This window comes from Terriglobia bacterium, assembly GCA_020073185.1.
Classification (GTDB): Bacteria; Acidobacteriota; Terriglobia; order Terriglobales; family Acidobacteriaceae; genus JAIQGF01.
The window spans coordinates 13,129-35,128 of sequence record JAIQFT010000033.1; the positions used below are offsets into that span (position 1 = coordinate 13,129).

Below are 22,000 nucleotides of genomic sequence, written 5' to 3' on the forward strand. Positions count from 1 at the left end.
GTCTGGGGAATACTAGCCTAAGCTTTGCACGTCGGCGACCAAAGCTTGGCAATTTAGAATCAGCTACTTACAAGCAGTTTGTGGCCGGATCGGAGGTACTGGTTCCTGAATCCATAGTCGGGCTATGGAAAATGAAATATAGGGGCTAGCCGCCCTAGGCGATTCGCTCCCCTTTGTAGCATTTGGACTTTCCCGAAATGGAATGCTAGCCCTTGCCAAGGGTGACGAACCAGGCGACCGTCAGCGCGATTAATACGGCGGTGGTGGCCCACGCGACCACGTTGTAAAAGCGCGAATTGACGTGCTCGCCCATGAGTTCGCGCTTGTTGATGAGCATGACCATGAACACCAGCACAAACGGCAGCGCGATGCCGTTCAGCACCTGCGAAAACAGGATCACCTTGATGTAGGGGAAATTCGGGACCAGGATCACGCCCGCCCCGGCCGCGATCAGCGCCGTGTACAGCCAGTAGAAGACCGGCGCTTCGCGGAACTTCTTCCCCACCCCCGACTCGAAGCCCAGACCCTCGCACACCGAGTACGCGGTTGAAATCGGCAGGATGGAAGCCGCGAACAGCGAGGCATTGAACAGCCCGGCGGCAAACAACAGGTATGCATACCGGCCGGCCAGGGGGCGGAGCGCAATGGCGGCCTGGGCGGCGGTCTCGATGTTACGCACGCCGTGCACATGCAAGCTCGCGGCGCATGCCAGCACGATGAACCAGGCCACCACCACCGCGAATACGCACCCCAGGATCACGTCCAGTCGCGAGGTGCGGTACTGCCGCACGGTAATCCCCTTTTCCACGATTGATGCTTGCAGGTAGAACTGCATCCAAGGCGCAATGGTAGTGCCAATTACGCCGATGGTCATGTATAAGTACGTCGGATCCGACCACACGTTGTGGCGCGGCGGCGGGGTTACCGTCCTCACCATGGCTTCCGCCCAGTGGGGCTTCGACAGCACGCCCGCGAAAATGTAAGCGATGTAGAAGAAGGACGCCATCAGGAATACCTTCTCAACGCTCTTGTAACTGCCCTTCACCACGATCAGCCACACGAAGGCCGCGCACACCGGTACGGTGATGTACTTGCTGGCGTGAAACAGCTCCAGGCTGCTGGCGATACCGGCAAATTCGCTGAGGATGTTGCCGAAGTTGATGACGATCAGCGCCACCATCATGAAGAAGGTGATGCGGAAGCCGAACTCCTCGCGGATCAGGTCGCTGAGTCCCTTGCCGGTGACCGCGCCCATGCGTGATGCCATTTCCTGCACCACGATCAGCGCGATGGTGGTGGGAATCATCGTCCACAGCAGTGAGTAGCCGAACTGCGCCCCGGCTTGCGAGTAGGTCAGGATGCCGCCGGCGTCGTTGTCCACGTTCGCCGTGATGAATCCCGGCCCCACTACCGCCAGAATGAGCAGGATGCGAATTCGCCACCGTTTCAGCCACCGTTTCATCGGTCACGCCGCTTCGACTGTTGGGCTCGGGTATCTGACCCGAGGAACAGTTGCTGGGATCAAACGCGCACCAGCATAAATGCCGCTCTCGAATCTGGCCACCCACAATCCTGCGAACGTGCATCCAACGTTTATCCGGAGGAGAATTCTGTGCGCAAAACCAGCAAGACAGCCATCCTGATTTCGATTGTCAGCATGCTCCTGGCCGTGCCCGCTGTGGCGCAAAAGATTGAATTGGCCGTTGGCGCCGGCGGATACTTCCCCGTCAACCTCACCGGCGTCGGCAATGCTGCGGCGATCGAGGGCAGCGTGGCCTATCGCATCGCTTCCGTCCCGCTGCTGTCCGCCTATGTCGAGGTGCCGGTGGTGGGAACACTAAACTCTCACGTCACGACGTTCGGTCTGACATCGTCGGCGAGTTACTCGGCGCTGTTTGTCGCGCCCGGGCTGCGGGTGAAGTTCGCGCCCGGATTTTTCGTCTCGCCGTGGGTTGCCGTGGGCGGCGGCTTGGCTCACTTCAGCGCCAACTCCGGGCTGCGGCAGCTAGGCGCTTCCGACACCACCAACACGAACGTCTTTGACTACGGAGGTGGCCTTGACGTAAAAATCGCGCCCTACCTCAGCGTCCGCGGCGAAGTGCGCGACTTCTACTCCGGCGGCCTCGGCTTCAACCTCGGCAATTTTGACCAGCGCCAGCACAACATCGTGACCACCGGCGGGCTGGTGTTTCGGTTTTAGTGCCGCCCGCCGGCAACGATTTAGTCGGAGATACGCGCAATACTCACGGTGCCTAGTGCCAACGTGCCCCCGGCTCCTTCAGGTAATGCCGGAAAACGTACGCCCACGGGATAATCGCGAGGAAGATCACGGGGGCCAACGCGATCGCTTTGAAATCCTCTGTGAATTGCGCCGTGCGCACGCCCGCCATCCATTGCGGTAGCCCGTAATCGATGAGCCAGATTGTCTTCCACACGAGCTCGAAGAGAAGGATCGGAAGCATCTGCAGCGGGTAGCGAAGCCCGAAACATGCAAGCACCCACAGTGCGCCGAGCATGCTCGGGATTACCCCGCGCGCCGTCGGCTCATGGCCTATCAACTGCGGCAGAAACACGATGGCGCCGCCGATGACCAGCAGCAGGTACATCGCGCGCAGTAGGTAGAGCCGAGCGAGAGAGACTTCGCTCTCGAAGGGGGCCGCAACGGCCGGTGAAACGGTGGCAGCAGTGGAAGTCATTTCAAATCTCCAATCTCATCACGCGACACGGACGGGCGCCTCTCCGGCGCGCCCGAATCGGGTCGAAATTCGAGGAGGTCGCCCGGTTGGCAGGCGAGCACGTCGCAGATTGCCTCGAGCGTCGAGAAGCGGATCGCCCGCGCCTTGCCAGTCTTCAGGATCGACAGGTTGGCGAGCGTGATGTCGATGCGCTCGGCGAGCTCGGTCAGCGTCATGCGCCGCTCGTGCAGCAGGTCGTCGAGCTTGACCAGAATGGCCATCAGACGGTGCCCTCGAGATCCTCGCGCATGCGCGTCCCTTCGAGGAACACCTGCGCGAGCACGAACAGCAGGAGGATGGCTAGCCAACCGGTGAGTTGGAAATTGCCGTTGATCCGCAGCGGCACTTCTTTGGTCGAGACCGCGGACGCAATCGCGACGACGCCGATGTGGAGCAGCTCGAGGCCGAGCAGCGCCCAGGCGATGGTCCGCAGCCGCCCAGCGTTGTCCTTGGTGAACGGCTCGCCCGTGCGCACCGATTCGACGATCCTGAGCAGCCGGCTTAACACGACATAGGCGAGGGGGATGCCCGCGATGCCGATCACCATGATTGAGCGCATCCCGGCGACGATGCCCTCGTGACCGGCGACCGCACCGGCGCCGAGCGCTCGCCAGGTCCATTCCTCAGCCTGGAAGCTGATCGCCAGCAGCGCGAAGATCAGGGTTCCGAAAATCCAGTTGAGGACGATCAGGATACGCAAGGTGACGCAGGTCGTGCGTAGCGCCATCGAATGTGTCATCGTGGTTTTCGACGTAATCATTATCGATAAACAATAAACTATTTATCGTTTATCGGCAAGTAGAATCGGCAACAGCGGTGTAGGCGCGCTGCACGCCTGCGCGAACAACTTGTTCACATACTTAGGTACCCTACGTGCCTCTGTGAGCATTCGCGGCAGCAACCGGTGCTCAGCATGCAAGGTACTCAGGTACTGAAGTACTTAGGTGCTCGTACAAGACATCCGCCGCTGACCCCGGTAGAATTAGGACCCAGTGAAGCCGCCCATCCGACTGCTGGCCATCGATATCGACGGTACCCTGCTCGATCCTCAGTTCCAGATTTCCGAGGCAAACCTGAGGTCTCTTCGCCGCGCCCACGCTGCCGGCGTCGAAGTCGTGCTGGTCACCGGCCGCCGCCACATGTTTGCCCTGCCCATCGCGCAGGCGCTGGGATTCGACCTCTGGCTGATCAGCTCCAATGGCGCGGTCACCAAGTCCACGCAGGGCGAGCACTTCTTCACCGACAAGCTGCCCGCCGCCAGTGCGCGCAAGCTGATCCGCCACATGAACGAGTTTCGCAGCAACGCCGTCCTCACCTTCGATCGCGAAGACCGGGGCTCGCTGGTGGTGGAACGCACCGCCGAACTACACGGCTCCATCAGCCGCTGGATGGAAAAGAACGAAGCCTATATCGAGCGCGTCGTACCGCTGGAGGACGCGCTGGTTGCCGATCCCATCCAGATCATGTACTGCGGTACCATCGCCCGCATGGTGGAGGCGCAGGCGCGCCTCGCCGCCGCTGGGATGTCCCAAGAAATCACGGTCTTAAAAACGGAATATGTCGCCCGCGATCTCACCATCCTGGACGTCCTCAATCAGGGCTGCTCCAAAGGCCATGCCCTGGAGCGCTGGACGCGCCATCGCGGTATCGTTCGTAACCAGGTCATGGCCATCGGTGACAACTACAACGACGTGGAAATGCTTGAGTTCTCGGGAGTACCCGTTATTATGGGAAACGCCTGTCCAGAATTAAAGCGGTTCGGCTGGAGGGTGACCGCATCCAACGAGCAGAACGGTGTCGCCGTCGCGGTGGAGCAGGTGTTGGGTGTGGGCGCGGGAGCAATCGGTAAGCAATGATCGTTAAGCAATGAAAAGTCTGGCGCAAATTGTAGGTTGCGTGATCGTGCTGGTGTCCGCGGCCATGGCGGAATCGCTTTCACCCGTGTCGCTGCCGGCGGCCACCGCGTCCACGCCCGGCATCGTATACGTGGCCACCCTGCGCAACGGCTTCAGCATGCGCTTCGATCACCGCCAGATCATGCAGGAAACCTCGCGGCTGTTTACTGACGCAGGGGACGACAGTTTCATTGACGTTGCCACCGCGGACATTGTTTCTCTCTCGCAAGAGCAACTGCCACTGCCGCCGCCACCCGCCGCGGCGCCCACGCCGCCCGCCGTCAGGGACCTGAAGTCGGTCGTCGCCGCCGCCAGCGACAAGCACCTGTTGGACGCCGACCTGATTGACAGCGTCATCCGCGCCGAGAGCGGCTTCAATCCCAAGGCCGTTTCTCCCAAGGGAGCGCGCGGCCTGATGCAGCTTATGCCGGACACCGCCGCCAAACTGGGCGTGAAAGACTCTTTTGATTCCCAGGCCAACGTGGACGGGGGCACGCGTTATCTGCGCGAGTTGCTGGCACGCTACGACAACGATCTCGCCAAGGCGCTAGCCGCCTATAACGCCGGGCCACAACGCGTCGAGCAGTACCATGGGGTCCCGCCCTATCACGAAACGCGCGCCTACGTGGCCAGCGTCATCCGCGATTTCAATCGCAAGAAGCTGGCGGCGCGCAAGGCCCAACCGAATGCTCATAAGACCAAAGCCAAGAAGACGACTCCCGCCCAGCCGGCTCAGACCGCCGTTAAGCCCGCCGTCGCGCCTGCTCCGGGCTCCTGACCTTGCTTCAAAACATAGGGCGCTGCATTGACCCTCCGTGACGGGGTCGTTTAAGTTGAGGTATGTGCCCCCCGCCTTGCCGATGAATACGAAGCGAGTCCTCACTAGCGCCGTCGTCATTGTCGTGCTTGCAGTACTGGTGTATTTCCAAATCCAGCACTGGCGAACTTTCGACTGGGCTCGCTTCCGCGCCGAGACGAGCGGCATCGGCAAGCTCCACATCTTTTTCGCCATCGCACTGATCTACTCCACCTACTACCTGCGGGCGGTGCGCTGGAGAGTTTTTCTCAAGCCGATCTGTAACGCGCCTGTTTCCCGGCTCATTGCGCCCACTTTCATCGGCTTTACCGGGCTGGCATTACTGGGCCGGCCGGGTGAGTTCGTCCGGCCTTACCTGATCTCCAAGAAGGAGAACGTGTCGCTGTCCTCGCAGATCGGCGTCTGGACGGTGGAGCGCATTTTCGACGTCGGCGCCTTTGCCGTCCTGATGGCGATCAATGTTTTTGTGCCCAGCAGCATTCAGTCCAACCCGTATATTCCAAGATTCCGCGAAGCCGCATTGCTGCTGCTTTCGCTGGTGGCCGCGGTGTCGGGATTGTGCTACCTGATCCGCACCCAAGGGCCGCGCGTCGCCGCCTTCCTCCACCGCACCGTGAGCCCCTTTTCGCGGAAGCTGGCCGAGCATCTGGAGGAGAAAACGCGCGCCTTCGGCATCGGCCTGAACACCATCCAGGATCGCCTCTCGTTTCTCCAGCTCACCGCGCTGTCGTTGGCGATCTGGTTCATCATCGCGCTCGCCTACCGCGAGGTGGCGCACGCCTACCCGCCGGAACCCGGTTGGCGCCAGGCCAAGATTACCGGTCAAAAACCGGAGCCGCGTTCGGTGGACGCGGAGACCGCGAAGATGGCGGACAATCCCCTCTTCGCCGGCCAGCCGCTGGACGACACGACGCTCGCGGATCTACGCAGCGCGCTTGAACCCAAGGGCTTTCGCATCGAACGCCACGACCGTCCCCACGACCACGGCCTGTGGCTGTACAAGGGCAATCACTTGGTCAAGCGCATTGGCGACCGGCCTCATCTGGCCGACCTCGATGTCGGTCACACCTTGCTGCTGATGGGCTTCAGCATGGTCGGCTCGGTCGTGCAGTTACCCGCCGTGGGCGGCGGCAGTCAGCTTGCCGTGATCAGCGCCCTGCAGGTCATTTACGGCATCCCGCCCGAACTCGCCGTCAGTTGCGGCATCCTGCTCTGGCTGGTGACCTTCATGGCCGTCATTCCCGTCGGACTTGTCTTGGCCCATCGCGAGCACCTTTCGCTGCGCAAGATTTCCCATGAAGCGCACGATCAGAAAGCGCTCGAACATCGGGCTCCAGGCTTCGGGCTTCAGGCTCCCGGCGAGACCCGCAAACTCTAGGTGCGGTCCATTTCTGTTTCACCACCGAGACACAGAGAACACCGAACACACCGAACACATCTCTTGAACTCTTTTCTCGGTGAGTCTCGGTGAACTCGGTGACTCGGTGGTGGCACTCATTTTCAGCGCATCCCACCTGAAGCCTGCAGCCTCAAGCCTAGGCTTTGCTCTCCGGCCTGAAGCCTGCAGCCCGAAGCCTGAAGCCTACTTGTGTACAATCTATTGTTACCCGAAACATGGAAGCCCCAAGATGAAGTGTCCGTTCTGCGGTTTTGAAAACGACCGGGTGGTCGACTCGCGGGAGAGCAAGGAGGGCGAATCCATCCGCCGCCGCCGCGAGTGCCTGAAGTGCGAGAAGCGCTTCACCACCTACGAGCGCATCGACGAAATTCCCTACATGGTGGTCAAGAAGGACGGCCGGCGCGAAAAATTCGATCGCCAGAAAGTTCTCAACGGGCTGCTGCGCGCTTGCGAAAAGCGGCCCATTCCCATCGGCAAGCTGGAACAGATCGTCAACGAAGCCGAAGACTTCGTTATCAACTCCCCGGAACGCGAGCGCAAGACCAGCGAGATCGGCGAACTGATCATGAATCGCCTGCGCCGCCACGACAAAGTCGCCTACGTGCGCTTCGCCTCGGTTTACCTGGATTTCAAGGACGTGCAGGAGTTCATGCTGGAGTTGAAGGAGCTGCTGAAAGCAAAAGATATGGTGGAACCGGTGAAGGCGAAAACTACAGGAGCGAAAACGCAGTAGAAAGACTCGTGCCGGCAGTCCCAATTTCTGGCGTAACTTACGCTAAGGGCTGTTCACAACAATAATTCCGGATCGGCTCGGGACCTGGCGCTGCTTAGCGCCGCAGGAAGCTGAGGGGGAAGGCGGATCACTTCAGCTTCCCAACCCGGGAACGAGCGCAAAATATTTCATGCAACTCCTCATCTATCTCCGTTAGTAAGCCGATAATTCACCTAGTTGACCAGAGCGGACGCGAGCCGAGCCGAAATCTTGGTTCTCCTTTGCGTCAGGAGGTGGCCATGAGGAAACTTTGGCCCATTCTAATCGTCATGGCTTTTGTCGCGCTCAGCGCCATTGCTGCCGAGCAGCTGCAGTGCATGGAAGCGAACGACAAAAGGCGAGATCGTCCTTGACCGCCAGGCCACGGTGGGAGATGTCACGCTGCGTCCCGGCGTGTATTTAGTCCACTCGGAAGTCGTCGATGGCAAACATTACGTTCACTTCGTCGAGGAATCCAAAAAGTATGAGGTGCACGCTGCGGAGTGGTTCGAACAGGCTCCGCTGACCGGTATTGGGGAAGCAAAATGTGGTACGGAGCAACTGACGAAGAAGGCTTTCTGGGACCGCAATCTATTTCGTTGAAGAACCCACGGGAGTGCGTATCAAGAGAATAGAAATTAGGGGCGAAGACCAGGCCCATATTTTTTGAACGAGGAGCGTCGGTTTGTCTAGCCTCAAATCGGGAAATCCCCCGCCTTCAAAGCCTCATTTTTGTGTTGCATGTCACAGACATTTCTCCTCCGACCCGCTATGCTGAGAATGCGATTTGTCGGCGGAGAGGTGTTGTGTTTTCATAGGGCCTGTTTATGTTTGCGATAATAAACGCGCTTCGCCGGGACGCCAACGGTTACCGTGCGACTTTCAAGGTATACCGTGGGTAAGTTGTTGATTCTCCGATATGGGATGGGGGGAGTGGGGTCTGCTGCCGTTACCAAACGGTAACAGCGGACACCGTCAACCAGAGGTGCTGGAAGATTCCAAAATCGGCTTAGCCGCATATCCTACGGTGGAAGCTCTGGCCTTTAGGGTGAGCGGGCTTCTGCCGGATACGGGCTTCAGCCCTGGTTTACAGCAACCATGGGCTTGCTCTAACGTAGGCTGGCATGGCATGCGCGCGCGGTAAGAAACCTCCGTGACGAGGCTGCTCTACGACGCGAAAGACTGATCAATGGCCACGTCCATGACCCACACTGTCACCCTCATTCCCGGCGACGGCATCGGCCCCGAAATCACCGACGCCGTGGTGCGCATCCTCGAGGCCACCGGGGTGAGGTTCCAATGGGAGCGCCAGGCAGCCGGCGCCGATGCCTACGAGAAATACCAGGAATATCTGCCCCAGGCGCTGATCGACTCCTTCGAGCGCACTAAGGTCGCGCTCAAAGGCCCCATCACCACGCCCATCGGCGGTGGGTTCTCCAGCATCAACGTCGCCTTGCGCAAGCGCTTTGAGCTGTACGCGAACTTCCGCCCCATCCGCAATCTTCCGCACATCCCCACGCGCTATCCCGACGTAGACCTGATCATCATCCGCGAGAACACCGAGGGCCTGTATTCCGGCATCGAGCACGAAGTCGTGCCCGGCGTGGTCGAGAGCCTGAAGATCATCACCGAGAAGGCGTGCACGCGTATCTCCCGCTTCGCCTTCGAGTACGCCCGCAAGAACCAGCGCAAGCGCATCCACTGCATCCACAAGGCCAACATCATGAAGCTCTCCGACGGCCTGTTCCTGCGCTGCGCGCGCAACATTTCTCACGAATATCCGGAGATCACCTACGGCGAGCACATCGTCGACAACACCTGCATGCAACTGGTCACCAATCCGTATCAGTACGACATCTTGTTGCTGGAAAACCTGTACGGCGACATCATCAGCGACCTCTGCGCCGCCTTCGTCGGCGGCCTGGGCGTCGTTCCCGGCGCCAATTTCGGCGAGGGCTGCGCCATTTTTGAAGCGGTGCATGGCTCCGCTCCCGACATTGCCGGCCGCGGCATCGCCAATCCCACCGCCCTGCTGCGCTCCGGGATTCTCATGCTTCGCCACCTCGGCGAATCCGAGGCGGCGTGGCGAATCCGCAATGCGATCGAGAAAGTCTATCGCGACAAGACCAAGCGCACCCGCGACGTGGGCGGCAGCGCCACCACTTCCCAGTTCGCCGATGCCATCATCGAGGCCATGGAAGCCCAGCCGAAATCGGCGGAGGCGGAACCGGTGATTCGCCAAGCGTGACCATTCTCCTCTTGTGTCGTGTAACTAGCGGGTAGTCGGTAGTCCGGGCCGGACTACGGGCTACGGACTACCGGGTGCGAATTGCCAACCACCATCCTGCAAAAAACATGCTCTTCCAAAACCCGCACCCAGCGCGGCTTTCAGGACACCTGTTTTCCACTCACCGTTTGACGAGCAGCGGACGTTTTGAATATCATCGCTCTGCACTGTGGGGTGTTCTTCCGGATGGCGCGAACCAGTCGTCGCGTGGGTGTGGTTCTGTTCCAGCTTGGCGGCCCGGATTCCATCGAGGCCATTGAGCCGTTTCTCTACAACCTATTTTGCGACCCCGACATCATCGACTTTCCCTTCGCCAGCCTTGGCCGCAAGGCGCTCGCCAAGCTAATCTCGACCACGCGCGCCCGCAAAGTCGCGCACCACTACAAGGCGATCGGCGGCGCGTCGCCCATTCGTCGCCACACCGAGCGCCAGGCGGGAGCGCTGGAAAGGCGGCTCCGCGCCGAAGGTCTTGACGCCCGCTGTTTTGTCGCCATGCGATATTGGCATCCCTTCACCGAGGAAGCCGTCGCCGCCCTCGACGCCTCGGCTTGCGACCATGTCGTGCTGCTCCCGCTTTACCCGCAGTACTCCAAAACCACCACCGGCAGCAGCCTCAACGAATGGAACCGCAAATTCTCTGCAGCCGGACGCCAGGTCTCCTGCATCCATGACTTCTATCGCAACGGGCTTTACCTCGATGCCCTTGCCGATCGCGTAGACGAAGCTCTCTCTCGCTTCCCTGACCCCAACGATGTCGTGCTCGTGTTCAGCGCGCACAGCGTTCCGGTGGCGGTGGTCGAGCAAGGCGATCCCTACCAGCGGCAGATCGAGGAAACGGCCACGCTGCTCATGCGGCGCGGCGGGTGGCTCAATTGCCATCGGCTCTGTTATCAGAGCAAAGTCGGCGCCAGCAAGTGGCTGCAGCCATCCTTGCGCTCGACCATCCGCGAACTGGGCGCCGCCGGCATCAAGGACGTCTGCGTGGTGCCCATTTCTTTTGTCTCGGACCACGTCGAGACCCTGGGCGAGATTGATCATGAAGGCCGCGCGTTGGCCACGCAGGCCGGCATCACGCGCTTCGAGATGACCGAGGGCCTCAACGTTTCCCTGGAATTCATCGGCGCGCTGGCCCAATTGGTCATCGCCTGCGTCGAGCCGGCAAGAAAGGAGCCCGCGTTCGCCTCCCAGGCCATGCGGGTGGTGGCCAAGGGGTGAAGAAGAATGGTTGATGAGGGATCCAAGGCTGTGGCCGGCGGCGAGTTGGGCCGGCTTCCGGCCTGGCCGCGCAAACCGCTCAATAACTCCGTGATCGCGGCCGAACAGGCGTACCGCAAGCGTGCCGGCCTGCAGTTGATCAGCGACGAGGACATTGAAGCTCTTAAGGCGGGTCAGCCCATGTCGTGGGAAGGCGGTGAAGTCGCCGCACCAGCCGCCCCGACACCGTCCGTCCCAGCCGCCGCCGCACCCGCTCCACCGCCGGCTCCCGCTGCAGCTTCCGCCACTCCCAGCCCCGCCGCCGCTGAAATGATGAAGAGCGGCTTCAAGTGGAGCAAGTCCTCCCTCGCCGCCGAGCAGGCGCGCCGCAAACGCAACAATCTTCCGCCGCTCACCGATGCCGACCTTGCCCTGCTGCTGGGCGAAGTTCCGCCCCCGGCTGCGCTCCCTGCCGCTGCTGCTGCGGCGCCCGCGTCCGCCAGGCCCGCGGCTGCCCCTGCCGCAAGGCCCGCTGCGGCCATGTCCGCCGTATCTCAGGTGGCGCGCACCGGTTCCGCGGTGAAGTACGTCGGCACGCCTGCGGTTGGCACGTCGAAAGCCGCCGCCGCCGGTGGCGTCAGCAGCGCCGGAAGAATCGGCACCGAGATTGACGCCAAGCGCCGACGTCTGGTCTGGACCGGAGTGGTCGCATTTCTCGCAACATGGTTGTTGGCGTTCTTCCGCTTTTTCCTGCCACGCACGCTGTTTGAGCCGAGCACGGTTTTCAAAATCGGATATCCATCCGACTTCGGTCTCGGCGTGGACACCAAGCTCCAGCAGCGATACCGCATCTGGGTGGACCGCATTCCCGGACGCCTGTTTGTGATTTACGCCAAGTGCACGCACCTGGGCTGCACACCCGACTGGAAGCCCAGCGAAAACAAATTCAAGTGCCCCTGCCACGGCAGCGGCTACGACAGCGAGGGAATCAACTTCGAAGGTCCGGCGCCGCGCCCTATGGACCGCGCCCACGTCGAGGTCGCTCCCGACGGCCAGGTCCTGGTGGACGTCGGGCGCCTGTATCAATGGCCCAAGGGCCAAGCTAGTCATTTTGACGATCCGGGAGCGTTCCTCTCGGTGTAGGAACTAGGTTTACGGTTTTCGGTTGCGTCTTTCGCGGCTACGCGCGGCATGACCGACGACCGATCACCGATAACTCCAGAGGGTCTTATGGCCGATGATCACGTAAAAGGTAACGGGGCTTCCGGCAATGGCGCTTCCGGTGACGGAGCCTCCGGCGCGCCCAAGAACGGGAAGAAAGGCATTGGCATCATCGTGAAGGAAGAGGTCGAAGCCTTCCGCACCGAGATGCCCGGCAAGGTCAAGGAGCAGATCGAAAGCGTCAAGGACCCCACCAAGACGCAGGTCTACACCTCGATTTTTCGCCACAAGCACGACGAGACCCCGCGCAACCGCGCTCTCGGCGTGCTCTCTAACGTCTTCCTGCACCTGCACCCGGCCAAGATCAATCGCGACTCCGTGCGCTACCCCTACACCTGGGGCATGGGCGGAATCACCTTTTACCTGTTCATCGTCCTCACCTTCACCGGCGTGCTGCTGATGTTCTATTACCACCCGACCAAGGTGCAGGCCTTCCGCGACGTGCTGTACCTGGAGCACGACGTTCCCTTCGGCAAGATCCTGCGCAACATGCATCGCTGGGCGGCTCACCTAATGGTCATCGCCGTCGAGCTCCACATGTTCCGCGTCTTTCTCACCGGCTCCTACAAAAAGCCGCGCGAGTTCAACTGGAACGTCGGCGTGATCCTGCTCGTGCTCACGCTGCTGCTCTCCTTCACCGGCTACCTGCTGCCCGACGATCAGCTCGGATTCTGGGCCGTCACCGTGGGCACCAACATGGCGCGCGCCACGCCGCTGCTCGGAAACGAAGGACCTTTCGGCTCGCAACTCGGTATGACGCCCTACAACGACGTGCGTTTCGGCTTGTTAGGCGGCTCCATTGTGGACGCCAATGCCCTGCTGCGCGCCTACATCTGGCATTGCATCGCGATTCCGATCATCGCTTCGGTTTTCATGATCGTGCACTTCTGGCGCGTGCGGAAGGATGGTGGCATCTCCGGTCCCGCTCCGGTCATGCTCGCCTCCGAAGCCGACAAGCCGCGCCGGGCGCAGTTGGCGGCAGGAGCTTAGACAAATTGTTTCAGTTTCAGTTTCTGTCTCAGCAAAGTGGAAAAGTCAGAAGCTGACAAACTGAAGCCGAAACTGAAACTTTGGAATTCTTATGAACTGGCATCAGCTCTGGACCATCGCGACCACGCCTGACAACATCCCCATCACGGCCCTGCTGCCCCTGGTGCTGTTCTATTGTTGGCTGGCCTTCCGTCAGGCCAAAGGCAACGACCAACTCATCGCGCAACTGGAAGCCGATCCCGAGCTCGCGAAGACGCACCATCGCAAGACCTGGCCCTTCCGCCCCGGATGGCAGAAGGAAGTCCACGTCTGGCCTTTCCTGCTGCGTATGGAATTTCTGGCGGCGATCATCGTCACCGCCATCCTCATGGTCTGGTCCATCACCATGAGCGCGCCGCTGGAGGAGCCGGCGAATCCCAACCTGACCATGAATCCTGCCAAAGCTCCGTGGTACTTCCTCGGCCTGCAGGAGATGCTGGTGTACTTCGACCCGTGGATTGCCGGCGTGGTCATGCCCACGCTCATCATCGTCGGCCTGATGGTGATTCCCTACATTGATACGAATCCGCTGGGCAGCGGCTACTACACCCTGAAGCAACGGAAGTTCTCCATTGCCACTTTCTGCTTCGGTTTTCTAGTCCTTTGGGTCTCAATGATCCTCATCGGCACCTTCATTCGCGGTCCCGGCTGGCAGTGGTTTTGGCCCGGCCAGACCTGGGACCACAACCGATTAATTTACGAGGTGAACCGCGACTTGCCTGACCTGTTCGGCATCACCTCGAATCTGGGCAAGGGAATTTTTGGCGCCATCGTCGTGGGCGGTTATTTCGCGGTCGGCGGCTTTGTCATGACCGCCCTGTTCCGCCGAAAAATGCCCAAGGACTGGCGCCGCATGAGCCTGCTGCAGTACCAGATCATGATGTTTCTCATGCTCACCATGGTCGCGCTGCCCATCAAGATGCTGCTGCGCCTGAGCTTGCACATCAAGTACGTGTGGATAACGCCCTGGTTCAACGTGTGACGGTCGGTTGGTCGCTGGTCGCTGGTCGTTGGCGCTAACGCTGACGACACTCGCTAACGACCAACGGCCACGACGCTTTTGGAGGAACGCGGTGTCCGAGCAATCCATTCCCGAGTCAGACCCGATCACCACCAAATCGTATGCCCTGCACTACACCGTCGCCATCGTGGTGCTGATCGGAACCCTGTTGTGGGCCATGTGGGACGAGGACTACGGCCAGCGCCCATGGAAGCGCTACCAGCGCGTCTTCCAGGAGCGCTACATCTCGTTCCTCAAGCAGGCGCGCTCGCAGTCCGCCGACGCCGAGAAAGACCTGCAGAACAACCCCGACTTCCGTGCCCTCAACGACGCCTACCAGTCTGCCTACAAATCCGCCGAGCCGAAAATCCAGGACATCAACAAGCAGCTCGCCGAGAAATCCGCCGATATCCTCGCCGTCCAAAGCGTCTTCACCGACAAGCGCGCTTACGTCAATGCCCTCACCTACGAGATCGAAACCGACGACAGCCCTAGCTCTAAGGCGTCCAAGCAAAAGGACCTCGACAAGTACAAGGCACAGCAATTCGAGGTTCGCTATCCCGACGGCAGCAGCAAGAAATATAACTTTCAGCAACTTGAAGAAACGTATAACCAGCTCAAGGACGAAAAAGGCCGGCTCGGCGGTCAACTCGGCGACCTGCTCAAGCCCATCAACGAAGCCAAGCTCGCCCGCGACACCTGGATCAAGGAGCACTTGGTGTCGCTCCCGCCCGAAGCGCTCCGCGGGCTGCAGAACAAGATCGCCAATTGGGACCCGGAAATTGTTCAGATCAACGTCGCGGAAGCCAACATCGTGGACCGCTGCGAGTCCTGCCACATGGGCACGCGTGAACCCGTTCGCCTCACCGCCGCGCTGATGACTCCCAAGGGCCGCAAGTCTCCTGACGATTACGCCCTCGCCTTTACCAGCCATCCCGAAACTGACTTGCTCACTATCCACGATCCCGACAAGTTCGGCTGCTCGCCCTGTCATCAGGGCAACGGTCGCGCCACCACCAGCGTGGAAAAGGCGCACGGCCGCTACGAGCACTGGTTGTGGCCGCTGTTCCGCAAGGCCAACATGGAAGCTGGTTGCCAAACCTGCCATCAGGGGGACATGTTCATCCAGGCCGGTTCGGTCGGCCAGGTGATCAGCGAGGGCAAGTTCCTCTTCCGCCAGCGCGGGTGCAACGGATGCCATCGCTACGAGGGCTACGATCGCGAGCCCGAAGAACTCACCAACATCGGCCAGCAGATCAAGCAAATGGAGCAGCAGCAGCGAGACAACCTGCACCAGGCCTCCATCGCCATGCAGCAGGCTGATCAGGCTGAAACAAACCAGGAAGCCATTCAACTCAACCAGCGCGCCGAGGCGCTGCGCGTCGAGAACAGCAAAATCGCAGGCCGCATCGAGCAACTCGATCTCCGCTCCAATTCCCTGCTGCGCGACGAGAAGAAGATCGGCCCCGACCTCAAGGAAGTCCGCGAAAAACTAAATCGCAACTGGATCCCCGTTTGGCTGCACAAGCCCACCGACTTCCGCCTCAACACCAAGATGCCGAACTTCCGCCTCAACGACAATCAGATCAGGGCGATCGCGGCATACCTCTGGCAGACCGCGCTTACCGATCCTCTGCCCAGGGCCCAGCCCGGCAACGCTGCCCGCGGCAAGGAGCTTTTTGAAACCCGCGGCTGCCTAGCCTGCCACTCCATCGGCGAGGGCAGCGACCAGATCGGCGGCGACTTCGCTGCCAACCTCTCGCGCCTGGGCGAAAAAGCGAATTACGATTACATCGTCCGCTGGATCAAGAACCCGCGCGTCCGCACGCGACCCTACTGCGCCTACGAAAAAAAGGACATCGGCCCCGAGGACTACGGCAAGCACGGCCTGCCCTACGTCTTCGATTTCGACCATAGCAAGTGTCCCAACGACGGCCACGAGCTCCAAGTCGAGCAGATGACCGTCATGCCCAGCCTGCGCCTTGCCGATGACGAGGTCGCCGACATCGCCACCTACCTGCTCGCGCAGAAAAAGCAGGAGCCCTCTTCCTATCCCGAGGCGCCCTACATGGATGATCCCAGGCTCAAGGCCGAGGGCAAGAAGTGGATCCAGCAATTCGGTTGTGCTGGTTGCCACGAAATCGCCGGACTTGAAGAGGAAGGTCGCATCGGCACCGAGCTCACCACGGAAGGCAGCAAGCCCATCGAGCGCCTCGATTTCGCGCTGCTCACCAAGGTCGCCGAGGACAGTGGCAAGGAGCCGATCCAGGATCCCGCCCTCCGCGCGCGCCTACCCGAAGGTCCGGCCCACGCCCCCTGGTACAACCACAAGGGCTTCTTCGAGCACAAGCTCGCCATGCCCAACGTCTACGACCAGGGCATGATCAAGAGCGACACTGAAAAACTTCGTATGCCGGATCCGCACCTCACCAAGGAACAGATCCGCGCTCTCGCCACGTTCCTTCTTGGCAGCCAGGAGACTTCCCTTCCCGCGAGCTATCAGTACCGTCCCGAGGATGCCCGTCGCGACATCCAGGAAGGCTGGTGGATCGTGCGCAAGTACAACTGCGTCGGCTGCCACCAGTTCACCCCCGGCCAGAAGACCGCCATCGAAACCGTGCCTCGCTATCAGGACGCCAAGGAGCAATTGCCGCCCAAGCTGCTCACCGAAGGCGCGCGCGTGGATCCCGAATGGCTGCTCCGCTTTCTGGCCAATCCCTCAATGGCCCCGAACCCGAACGATCAGCACCGCAACGGCGTACGTCCTTATCTCGCCGTGCGCATGCCGACGTTTTTCTTTTCCGAAAACGAGCTGCGCAAGCTGGTACGCTTCTTCCAGGCGCTCTCCCAGCAGCCGATGCCTTACATCCCGCAGAAGCAGCAGCTCCTGACCGCCGCCGAAACCGACATGGCGCGCGCCCTGTTTACCAGCCAAGCCGCGCCCTGCCTCAAGTGCCACGCCACCGGCGATCCCGCCCATGACAAAACCGCCACCGCGCCCAACTTCCTGCTCGCCAAGGAGCGCCTCAAGCCCGGGTGGACCGAGCGCTGGCTCATGGACCCAGCTAACATCAGCCCCGGTACCGCCATGCCTTCCGGCCTGTTCAAGAAGGAAAACGGGCGCATTGTTTTCGCGGGGCCGACTCCGCCCTCGTTGCAAAACTATCCCGCCGATCAAACCAAGCTGCTGGTTCGCTACATCTTTCAATTGACGCCGGAGGAGCAGCGCCGCCTCTCGGCCCAGTTGCCGCGCGGCGCTGTGCCGGGCAACAAGTCATCCAGCAGCTCCAGATCCGGTTCCAACTCGGGCTTGGCCCAGAACAGGCGATCCCCGGGCACAGCCGGGGCAGGTGGCTCGCGCTAAAATAGCTGGATTTGTCAGGCCCTCAATAACTGAACGGAGAGGCAGTCACATTATGAAAATTAGATCGACAGTCGTACTGCTCGCGCTGACCATCCTCGGCGTGCTGCTGTTGTCCGCCTGCAGCAAGAAGGAGGAGCCGGCCGCCGCCAAGCCGGAGGCAAAGGCGGCCGCTGCTGCCCCCGCCACACCCATCGACCAGGCCACTGCGGGCAGCATCAGCGGCACGGTCAAATACGCAGGCGCCGCGCCTAAGCCTGCCAAAATCGACATGAGCCAAGATCCCGCCTGCAAAGGCGCGAATACGGTCGAGACCCTGGTCGTGAACAACGGCAATCTCGAGAACGCTTTCGTCTACGTCAAGGACGGGCTTGGCAGCCGCACCTTCGACGTTCCCAAGCAGGCCGTCACGCTGGATCAGATGGGCTGCCGCTATCACCCGCACGTCCTCGGCATCATGACCGGGCAAACCTTGAGCGTAATCAACAGCGACCCCACCACCCACAACATCCACCCCACGCCGAAAGACAACCGCGAGTGGAACGAGTCGCAGCCGCCTAAGGCCGCTCCCATCGAGAAAACCTTCGCCCGCGAAGAAATTATGCTCCCGGTCAAGTGCAATCAGCATCCATGGATGAAGATGTACATTAACGTCGTCAAGAGCCCGTTCTTCGCGGTCACCGACAAGGATGGCAAGTACTCGCTCAAGGGGCTCCCGCCGGGCAAGTACACCATCGCCGTCGTGCAGGAGAAACTCGGCGAACAGACTCAGGAGGTGACGGTCGGCCCCAAGGAAGCTAAGACCGCCGACTTCACCATGAAGGCTTCACAGTAGCCCTGAAGCTGTTGTCTTGCACACGCGCCCTCGCATACGCAGCAGCAGCGTGAAGCCGGCAGATCGAGTCAGAGCGCGCTGTACGCGACAGAACCTAACCCACGGCGTAAGCCGTGGGTTAGGAGGATCGACGAAACGCGTGCTGTACGTGGAAGGATTTTGAACGTGCCACTGGCCACTAACCACGGGCCTCTGCTGTTATGCATTCGCTGACCACACCATTCAATCGAGCTCACCATCGCTTCGCGACCTTGGTCGCCTTCTGCACTTTTCTGCTCATCATCGCCGGCGCCCTGGTCACCAGCAACGACGCCGGCCTCGCCGTCCCTGATTGGCCCACCTCGTTTCATCACTGGCCCATCACTTACGGCTACTTCACCGTGCCGCTGGTCGGCGGAATCCGTTGGGAACACGGCCACCGCATCATCGCCCAATTCATCGGCCTGCTGACTATCATTCTGGCGGTTTGGACTTCGAAAGTTGACCGCCGTCCCTGGATGCGCAAGCTGGGCTGGGCGGCGCTCGCCACGGTGATCGCGCAGGGCATTCTCGGCGGCATCACCGTGCTGAATTTCCTGCCGCCCAGCATCTCCTCCGCCCACGCCACGCTCGCTCAGACGTTCTTCTGCCTCGTGGTTGCCATCTGGCTCTTTACCGGGCGCACCTGGGTACAGGAGCCGCGCATGCAGCTTCCCAGTAAGCGTCCGGGCCTTCCCTTCCTTGCCACCGCCGCCGTGGCCTGCGTGTACGTGCAGTTGATGCTGGGCGCCGCCTTCCGCCATCATGGCATCAAGTTGCTGCCGCACATCATCAGTGCTGCTGTGGTCACGTTCATCCTGCTGTGGACCATCGTACGCGTGCTCAGCGAATACTCGCAGGTGCCGCAACTTCGCCGGCCCGCGCTCATCCTGCTGACCCTGCTCATGGTCCAGCTCACGCTTGGATTCGGCGCTTGGCTCACCCGCGTCGAGTGGGGGCGGGACGCGCCCCAGCCCGGAATGCCGCTGGTTTATGCCACCGTAGCGCACGTCGCCATCGGCGCGCTGCTGCTGGCCACAACCGTAATCATCGCCATCCAGGCATGGCGCCACGTCGCCATCCCGATCGCAGAACGCGTCCCCGCCCACGCCAAGCCGGTGGCCATATGAGCACCGCCACACCTCCCATCCGCGAAGCGGTGACGCACGATCGGTTGCCCCACCCTGATCGTTCCCGGTTTTGGAGCGATAGGGTGGGGGCGTTCCTTAGGGACTATTCCGAGCTCATCAAGCTCCGCGTCACCAGCCTGATCGTACTCAGCGCCTGGGCCGGCGCCTATTTTGCCGCCCCGCGCGCCGGTGTCGCACGGCTCTCCTGGCCGGTGCTGCACGCGCTCATCGGCATCTCTCTGATCGCCGCCGGAAGTGCCGCGCTGAACGAGGTCTTCGAGCACGACGTTGACGCCCTCATGCTTCGCACCGCCCATCGCCCTCTGCCCGCAAAACGAATGGGGCTGGTCCACGCTTCCATGGTGTCGGGGATTCTCGTCTTCGGCGGCGCGCTCTACCTGGCGCTCTACTGCAACCTGCTGACCGGATGCCTGGCGCTCGCCACTGCCATCGTCTATCTTGCCGCCTACACCCCGCTGAAACGCATTTCGCCCGTCTGCACCTTTGTCGGTGCCTTTCCCGGCGCCATGCCGCCACTGTTGGGCTGGACGGCGGTTCGCGGTCGCATCGAACTCGAAGGCCTCATCCTTTTCGCCATCGTCTTCTTCTGGCAGTTCCCGCACTTCTATTCCATCGCCTGGCTCTACCGCGAGGACTACCAGCGCGCCAACATCCGCATGCTGCCCGTGGTTGAAGCTACCGGCAAAGCGACCTCGCGCGAGATCGTGCTCTACTCCATCGCGCTGCTGCCCGCCAGCTTCGCGCCCACGCTGCTGCACATGTCCGGCAACATCTATCTGTTTGGCGCGGCTGTCATGGGCATGATCTTCTTCTATGTCGGCGTCCGCCTCGCTGCGTTCAAGCAGCCGCTGACCTCGGGCCACTCCAAGCGCCGCGCCCGCCAGCTTCTGCTCGCCACCGTCTTCTACCTGCCGCTGCTCTTCGCGTTGATGATGCTGAACGCGCAATAACTCTCACTGGCAAGCCTGGCTGGCGAACGTTTCCTGCCGCCGCGGACATCAACCGGGTCAGTTACGACGTCGACTCCTGCGGCGGTGGCATGACGCCGGCCGATCCGTTACGGAACTCAGGACAATCCTGAATCAGGAACGCAGCCGTGCCGCCAAGCCACCAATTGAGCTTCGGTTTGAGCCGCTGAGATACGGAAGACGGCGTCTACCGGTTAAGAAGGCTGGCCACCCTGGTCTTGAGCCGTTCCCACAAATCCATCGTTTGACTCGAGGATGCTGGCACTCTGGGGTTTCGCTCGATCTGTTGCACATGCTTGAATCCCGAGGGAATCTCGAAGAGACCCGGATCGAGCGACCCTTGCTCAAGCTGTGTCACTAGCGTTTCACTCTTTGCATCTGTCTGCTTCTTGGTTCCGTCCGGCAGTGTGTACGTGTCTTTCGAAGCCGTTACCAACTGCACGGCGAATCCTGTTTCTGGGTCCCCGATATCGACGAACTCAAGTTTTTCGGCCGGCTGGCTCCCTGCTATCAGATAGCTGTGAGCTCGTTTCCCCACACTCAACCTCCGCTCGCACGAAATTTGAGGGTCGAGATCGATATACCATCCGTCCGTCACCGTTTCTTGTGCTTCGGAGTGGGAGCCTTCAAGCGGTGTCTGCTTTCTTGTGGTGATGACATGTCTCGCAGTGCGTCCAAAAAACTCTCTTCGTTCGCCGGTATCCACCGTAGTTGTTTCGATTCGTAGCGTCGGCTTTTTAGACTGGGACATCTCCAGCTTGCTTAAGCCACGCGCCTCGACCTCTTCTCTGGTCAGCGGTTTCGGAGGATAGGGTGCCGACACGTATTCGCCGGCATCAAGATTCAACTCAAACGTCTGTCCCAAGTCGCACCGTGTAATGGCAGCCAGCCGCGGCCCGGATAACCATTGCTGCGAGCCATCTGCTTTTGTCCCTCCCAGGGAATTCCGGAATTCCATCCGCTTCCGGTCTCCCTGCAGGTAGATGATCTGCTCGCTCGAATTTCCGCCGAAACCGTGACGGATCGTCATCTTGGTTCCGGTGTTTTCCGGGACCTGCCGCAGAGGGACGGCGGCAAGAAGCAACCAGAGGAGAGAGAAATGCACGGCGTGGCCTCCAGCATCGCGCATCACGAACGCAACCCTACGCTAGCTAGCACGTCATTCGGAGTCAAGCCTTGCGGCGCCGAATGTGAATGGGATATTTCCATCAGCAAGCTGCCAATTGTGACTCCCTTTAGCCGCTGAGCCGCAGCCAGTTTTTTCCCGTTGACGAGCGACTAACATCGTGCTACGATGTAAACGTATCGTATCACGATATATAGTTCGACAAGGAGGGTG

The 22,000-nt window shown here is 60.8% G+C and carries 20 protein-coding genes; 15 read left to right on the plus strand and 5 right to left on the minus strand.

The window, feature by feature from the left end; all coding sequences use genetic code 11:
• Nucleotides 1–205 precede the first annotated feature (205 nt).
• Nucleotides 206–1,462 carry an Nramp family divalent metal transporter gene (locus LAN64_12975; protein MBZ5568749.1) on the minus strand — a complete coding sequence of 419 codons (1,257 nt, stop codon included), beginning with the start codon at nt 1,460–1,462 and terminating at the stop codon, nt 206–208.
• 150 nt (nt 1,463–1,612) lie between these two features.
• Here LAN64_12975 and LAN64_12980 point away from each other — a divergent pair, with 150 nt between their 5' ends.
• A complete protein-coding gene (locus LAN64_12980) occupies nt 1,613–2,200 on the plus strand; it encodes a porin family protein (GenBank protein ID MBZ5568750.1) in 588 nt (195 codons plus the stop codon).
• A gap of 52 nt (nt 2,201–2,252) precedes the next feature.
• On the opposite strand, the gene LAN64_12985 is transcribed toward LAN64_12980, so the two are convergent.
• Genes LAN64_12985 through LAN64_12995 form a run of 3 tightly spaced genes read right to left on the minus strand, consistent with a single transcriptional unit; the run spans nt 2,253 to nt 3,462 of the window.
• The gene (locus tag LAN64_12985; GenBank protein MBZ5568751.1) at nt 2,253–2,696 is read right to left on the minus strand and encodes a hypothetical protein; all 444 of its coding nucleotides are present in this window, start codon (nt 2,694–2,696) and stop codon (nt 2,253–2,255) included.
• Nucleotides 2,693–2,956 (minus strand): helix-turn-helix transcriptional regulator, encoded by a 264-nt coding sequence (locus LAN64_12990; GenBank protein ID MBZ5568752.1) that lies wholly within the window; start codon nt 2,954–2,956, stop codon nt 2,693–2,695. Before LAN64_12990 ends, LAN64_12985 begins: the two co-directional genes overlap by 4 nt.
• Nucleotides 2,956–3,462, minus strand: coding sequence for a DUF2975 domain-containing protein (locus LAN64_12995; GenBank protein ID MBZ5568753.1), 507 nt, complete (start codon nt 3,460–3,462; stop codon nt 2,956–2,958). The genes LAN64_12990 and LAN64_12995 overlap by 1 nt, the downstream gene beginning before the upstream one ends.
• Nucleotides 3,463–3,727: 265 nt before the next feature.
• Between LAN64_12995 and LAN64_13000 the strand changes: the two genes are divergently transcribed.
• The 14 genes from LAN64_13000 (at nt 3,728) to cyoE (ending at nt 20,643) form a co-directional block, all read left to right on the plus strand.
• A complete protein-coding gene (locus LAN64_13000; protein MBZ5568754.1) occupies nt 3,728–4,591 on the plus strand; it encodes a Cof-type HAD-IIB family hydrolase in 864 nt (287 codons plus the stop codon).
• Between the two features lie 64 nt (nt 4,592–4,655).
• The gene (locus LAN64_13005) at nt 4,656–5,408 is read left to right on the plus strand and encodes a lytic transglycosylase domain-containing protein (protein ID MBZ5568755.1); all 753 of its coding nucleotides are present in this window, start codon (nt 4,656–4,658) and stop codon (nt 5,406–5,408) included.
• 82 nt (nt 5,409–5,490) lie between these two features.
• The gene (locus LAN64_13010) at nt 5,491–6,825 is read left to right on the plus strand and encodes a flippase-like domain-containing protein (GenBank protein MBZ5568756.1); all 1,335 of its coding nucleotides are present in this window, start codon (nt 5,491–5,493) and stop codon (nt 6,823–6,825) included.
• Nucleotides 6,826–7,075: 250 nt separating this feature from the next.
• A complete protein-coding gene (nrdR, locus tag LAN64_13015; GenBank protein MBZ5568757.1) occupies nt 7,076–7,579 on the plus strand; it encodes a transcriptional regulator NrdR in 504 nt (167 codons plus the stop codon).
• A 333-nt stretch (nt 7,580–7,912) separates the two neighbouring features.
• Nucleotides 7,913–8,200, plus strand: a complete 288-nt coding sequence (locus LAN64_13020) for a hypothetical protein (protein ID MBZ5568758.1) — start codon at nt 7,913–7,915, stop codon at nt 8,198–8,200.
• Between the two features lie 598 nt (nt 8,201–8,798).
• Complete coding sequence (locus LAN64_13025) at nt 8,799–9,845, plus strand: isocitrate dehydrogenase (NAD(+)) (GenBank protein ID MBZ5568759.1); 1,047 nt, start codon at nt 8,799–8,801, stop codon at nt 9,843–9,845.
• Nucleotides 9,846–10,070: 225 nt separating this feature from the next.
• Nucleotides 10,071–11,099: a ferrochelatase gene (gene hemH, locus LAN64_13030; GenBank protein MBZ5568760.1), complete on the plus strand. Its 1,029-nt coding sequence runs from the start codon at nt 10,071–10,073 to the stop codon at nt 11,097–11,099.
• Between the two features lie 6 nt (nt 11,100–11,105).
• A complete protein-coding gene (locus LAN64_13035; protein MBZ5568761.1) occupies nt 11,106–12,221 on the plus strand; it encodes a Rieske 2Fe-2S domain-containing protein in 1,116 nt (371 codons plus the stop codon).
• 225 nt (nt 12,222–12,446) lie between these two features.
• The gene (locus LAN64_13040) at nt 12,447–13,289 is read left to right on the plus strand and encodes a cytochrome b N-terminal domain-containing protein (GenBank protein ID MBZ5568762.1); all 843 of its coding nucleotides are present in this window, start codon (nt 12,447–12,449) and stop codon (nt 13,287–13,289) included.
• Between the two features lie 91 nt (nt 13,290–13,380).
• Nucleotides 13,381–14,310 (plus strand): cytochrome C, encoded by a 930-nt coding sequence (locus LAN64_13045; GenBank protein ID MBZ5568763.1) that lies wholly within the window; start codon nt 13,381–13,383, stop codon nt 14,308–14,310.
• A 91-nt stretch (nt 14,311–14,401) separates the two neighbouring features.
• Nucleotides 14,402–17,692: a cytochrome c gene (locus LAN64_13050; protein MBZ5568764.1), complete on the plus strand. Its 3,291-nt coding sequence runs from the start codon at nt 14,402–14,404 to the stop codon at nt 17,690–17,692.
• A 52-nt stretch (nt 17,693–17,744) separates the two neighbouring features.
• Nucleotides 17,745–18,524, plus strand: coding sequence for a carboxypeptidase regulatory-like domain-containing protein (locus LAN64_13055; protein ID MBZ5568765.1), 780 nt, complete (start codon nt 17,745–17,747; stop codon nt 18,522–18,524).
• A 200-nt stretch (nt 18,525–18,724) separates the two neighbouring features.
• Nucleotides 18,725–19,672, plus strand: a complete 948-nt coding sequence (locus tag LAN64_13060; protein ID MBZ5568766.1) for a COX15/CtaA family protein — start codon at nt 18,725–18,727, stop codon at nt 19,670–19,672.
• Nucleotides 19,669–20,643: a heme o synthase gene (gene cyoE, locus LAN64_13065; protein MBZ5568767.1), complete on the plus strand. Its 975-nt coding sequence runs from the start codon at nt 19,669–19,671 to the stop codon at nt 20,641–20,643. The genes LAN64_13060 and cyoE overlap by 4 nt, the downstream gene beginning before the upstream one ends.
• Before the next feature lie 205 nt (nt 20,644–20,848).
• On the opposite strand, the gene LAN64_13070 is transcribed toward cyoE, so the two are convergent.
• Nucleotides 20,849–21,766, minus strand: coding sequence for a hypothetical protein (locus LAN64_13070; GenBank protein MBZ5568768.1), 918 nt, complete (start codon nt 21,764–21,766; stop codon nt 20,849–20,851).
• Between the last annotated feature and the right edge of the window lie 234 nt (nt 21,767–22,000).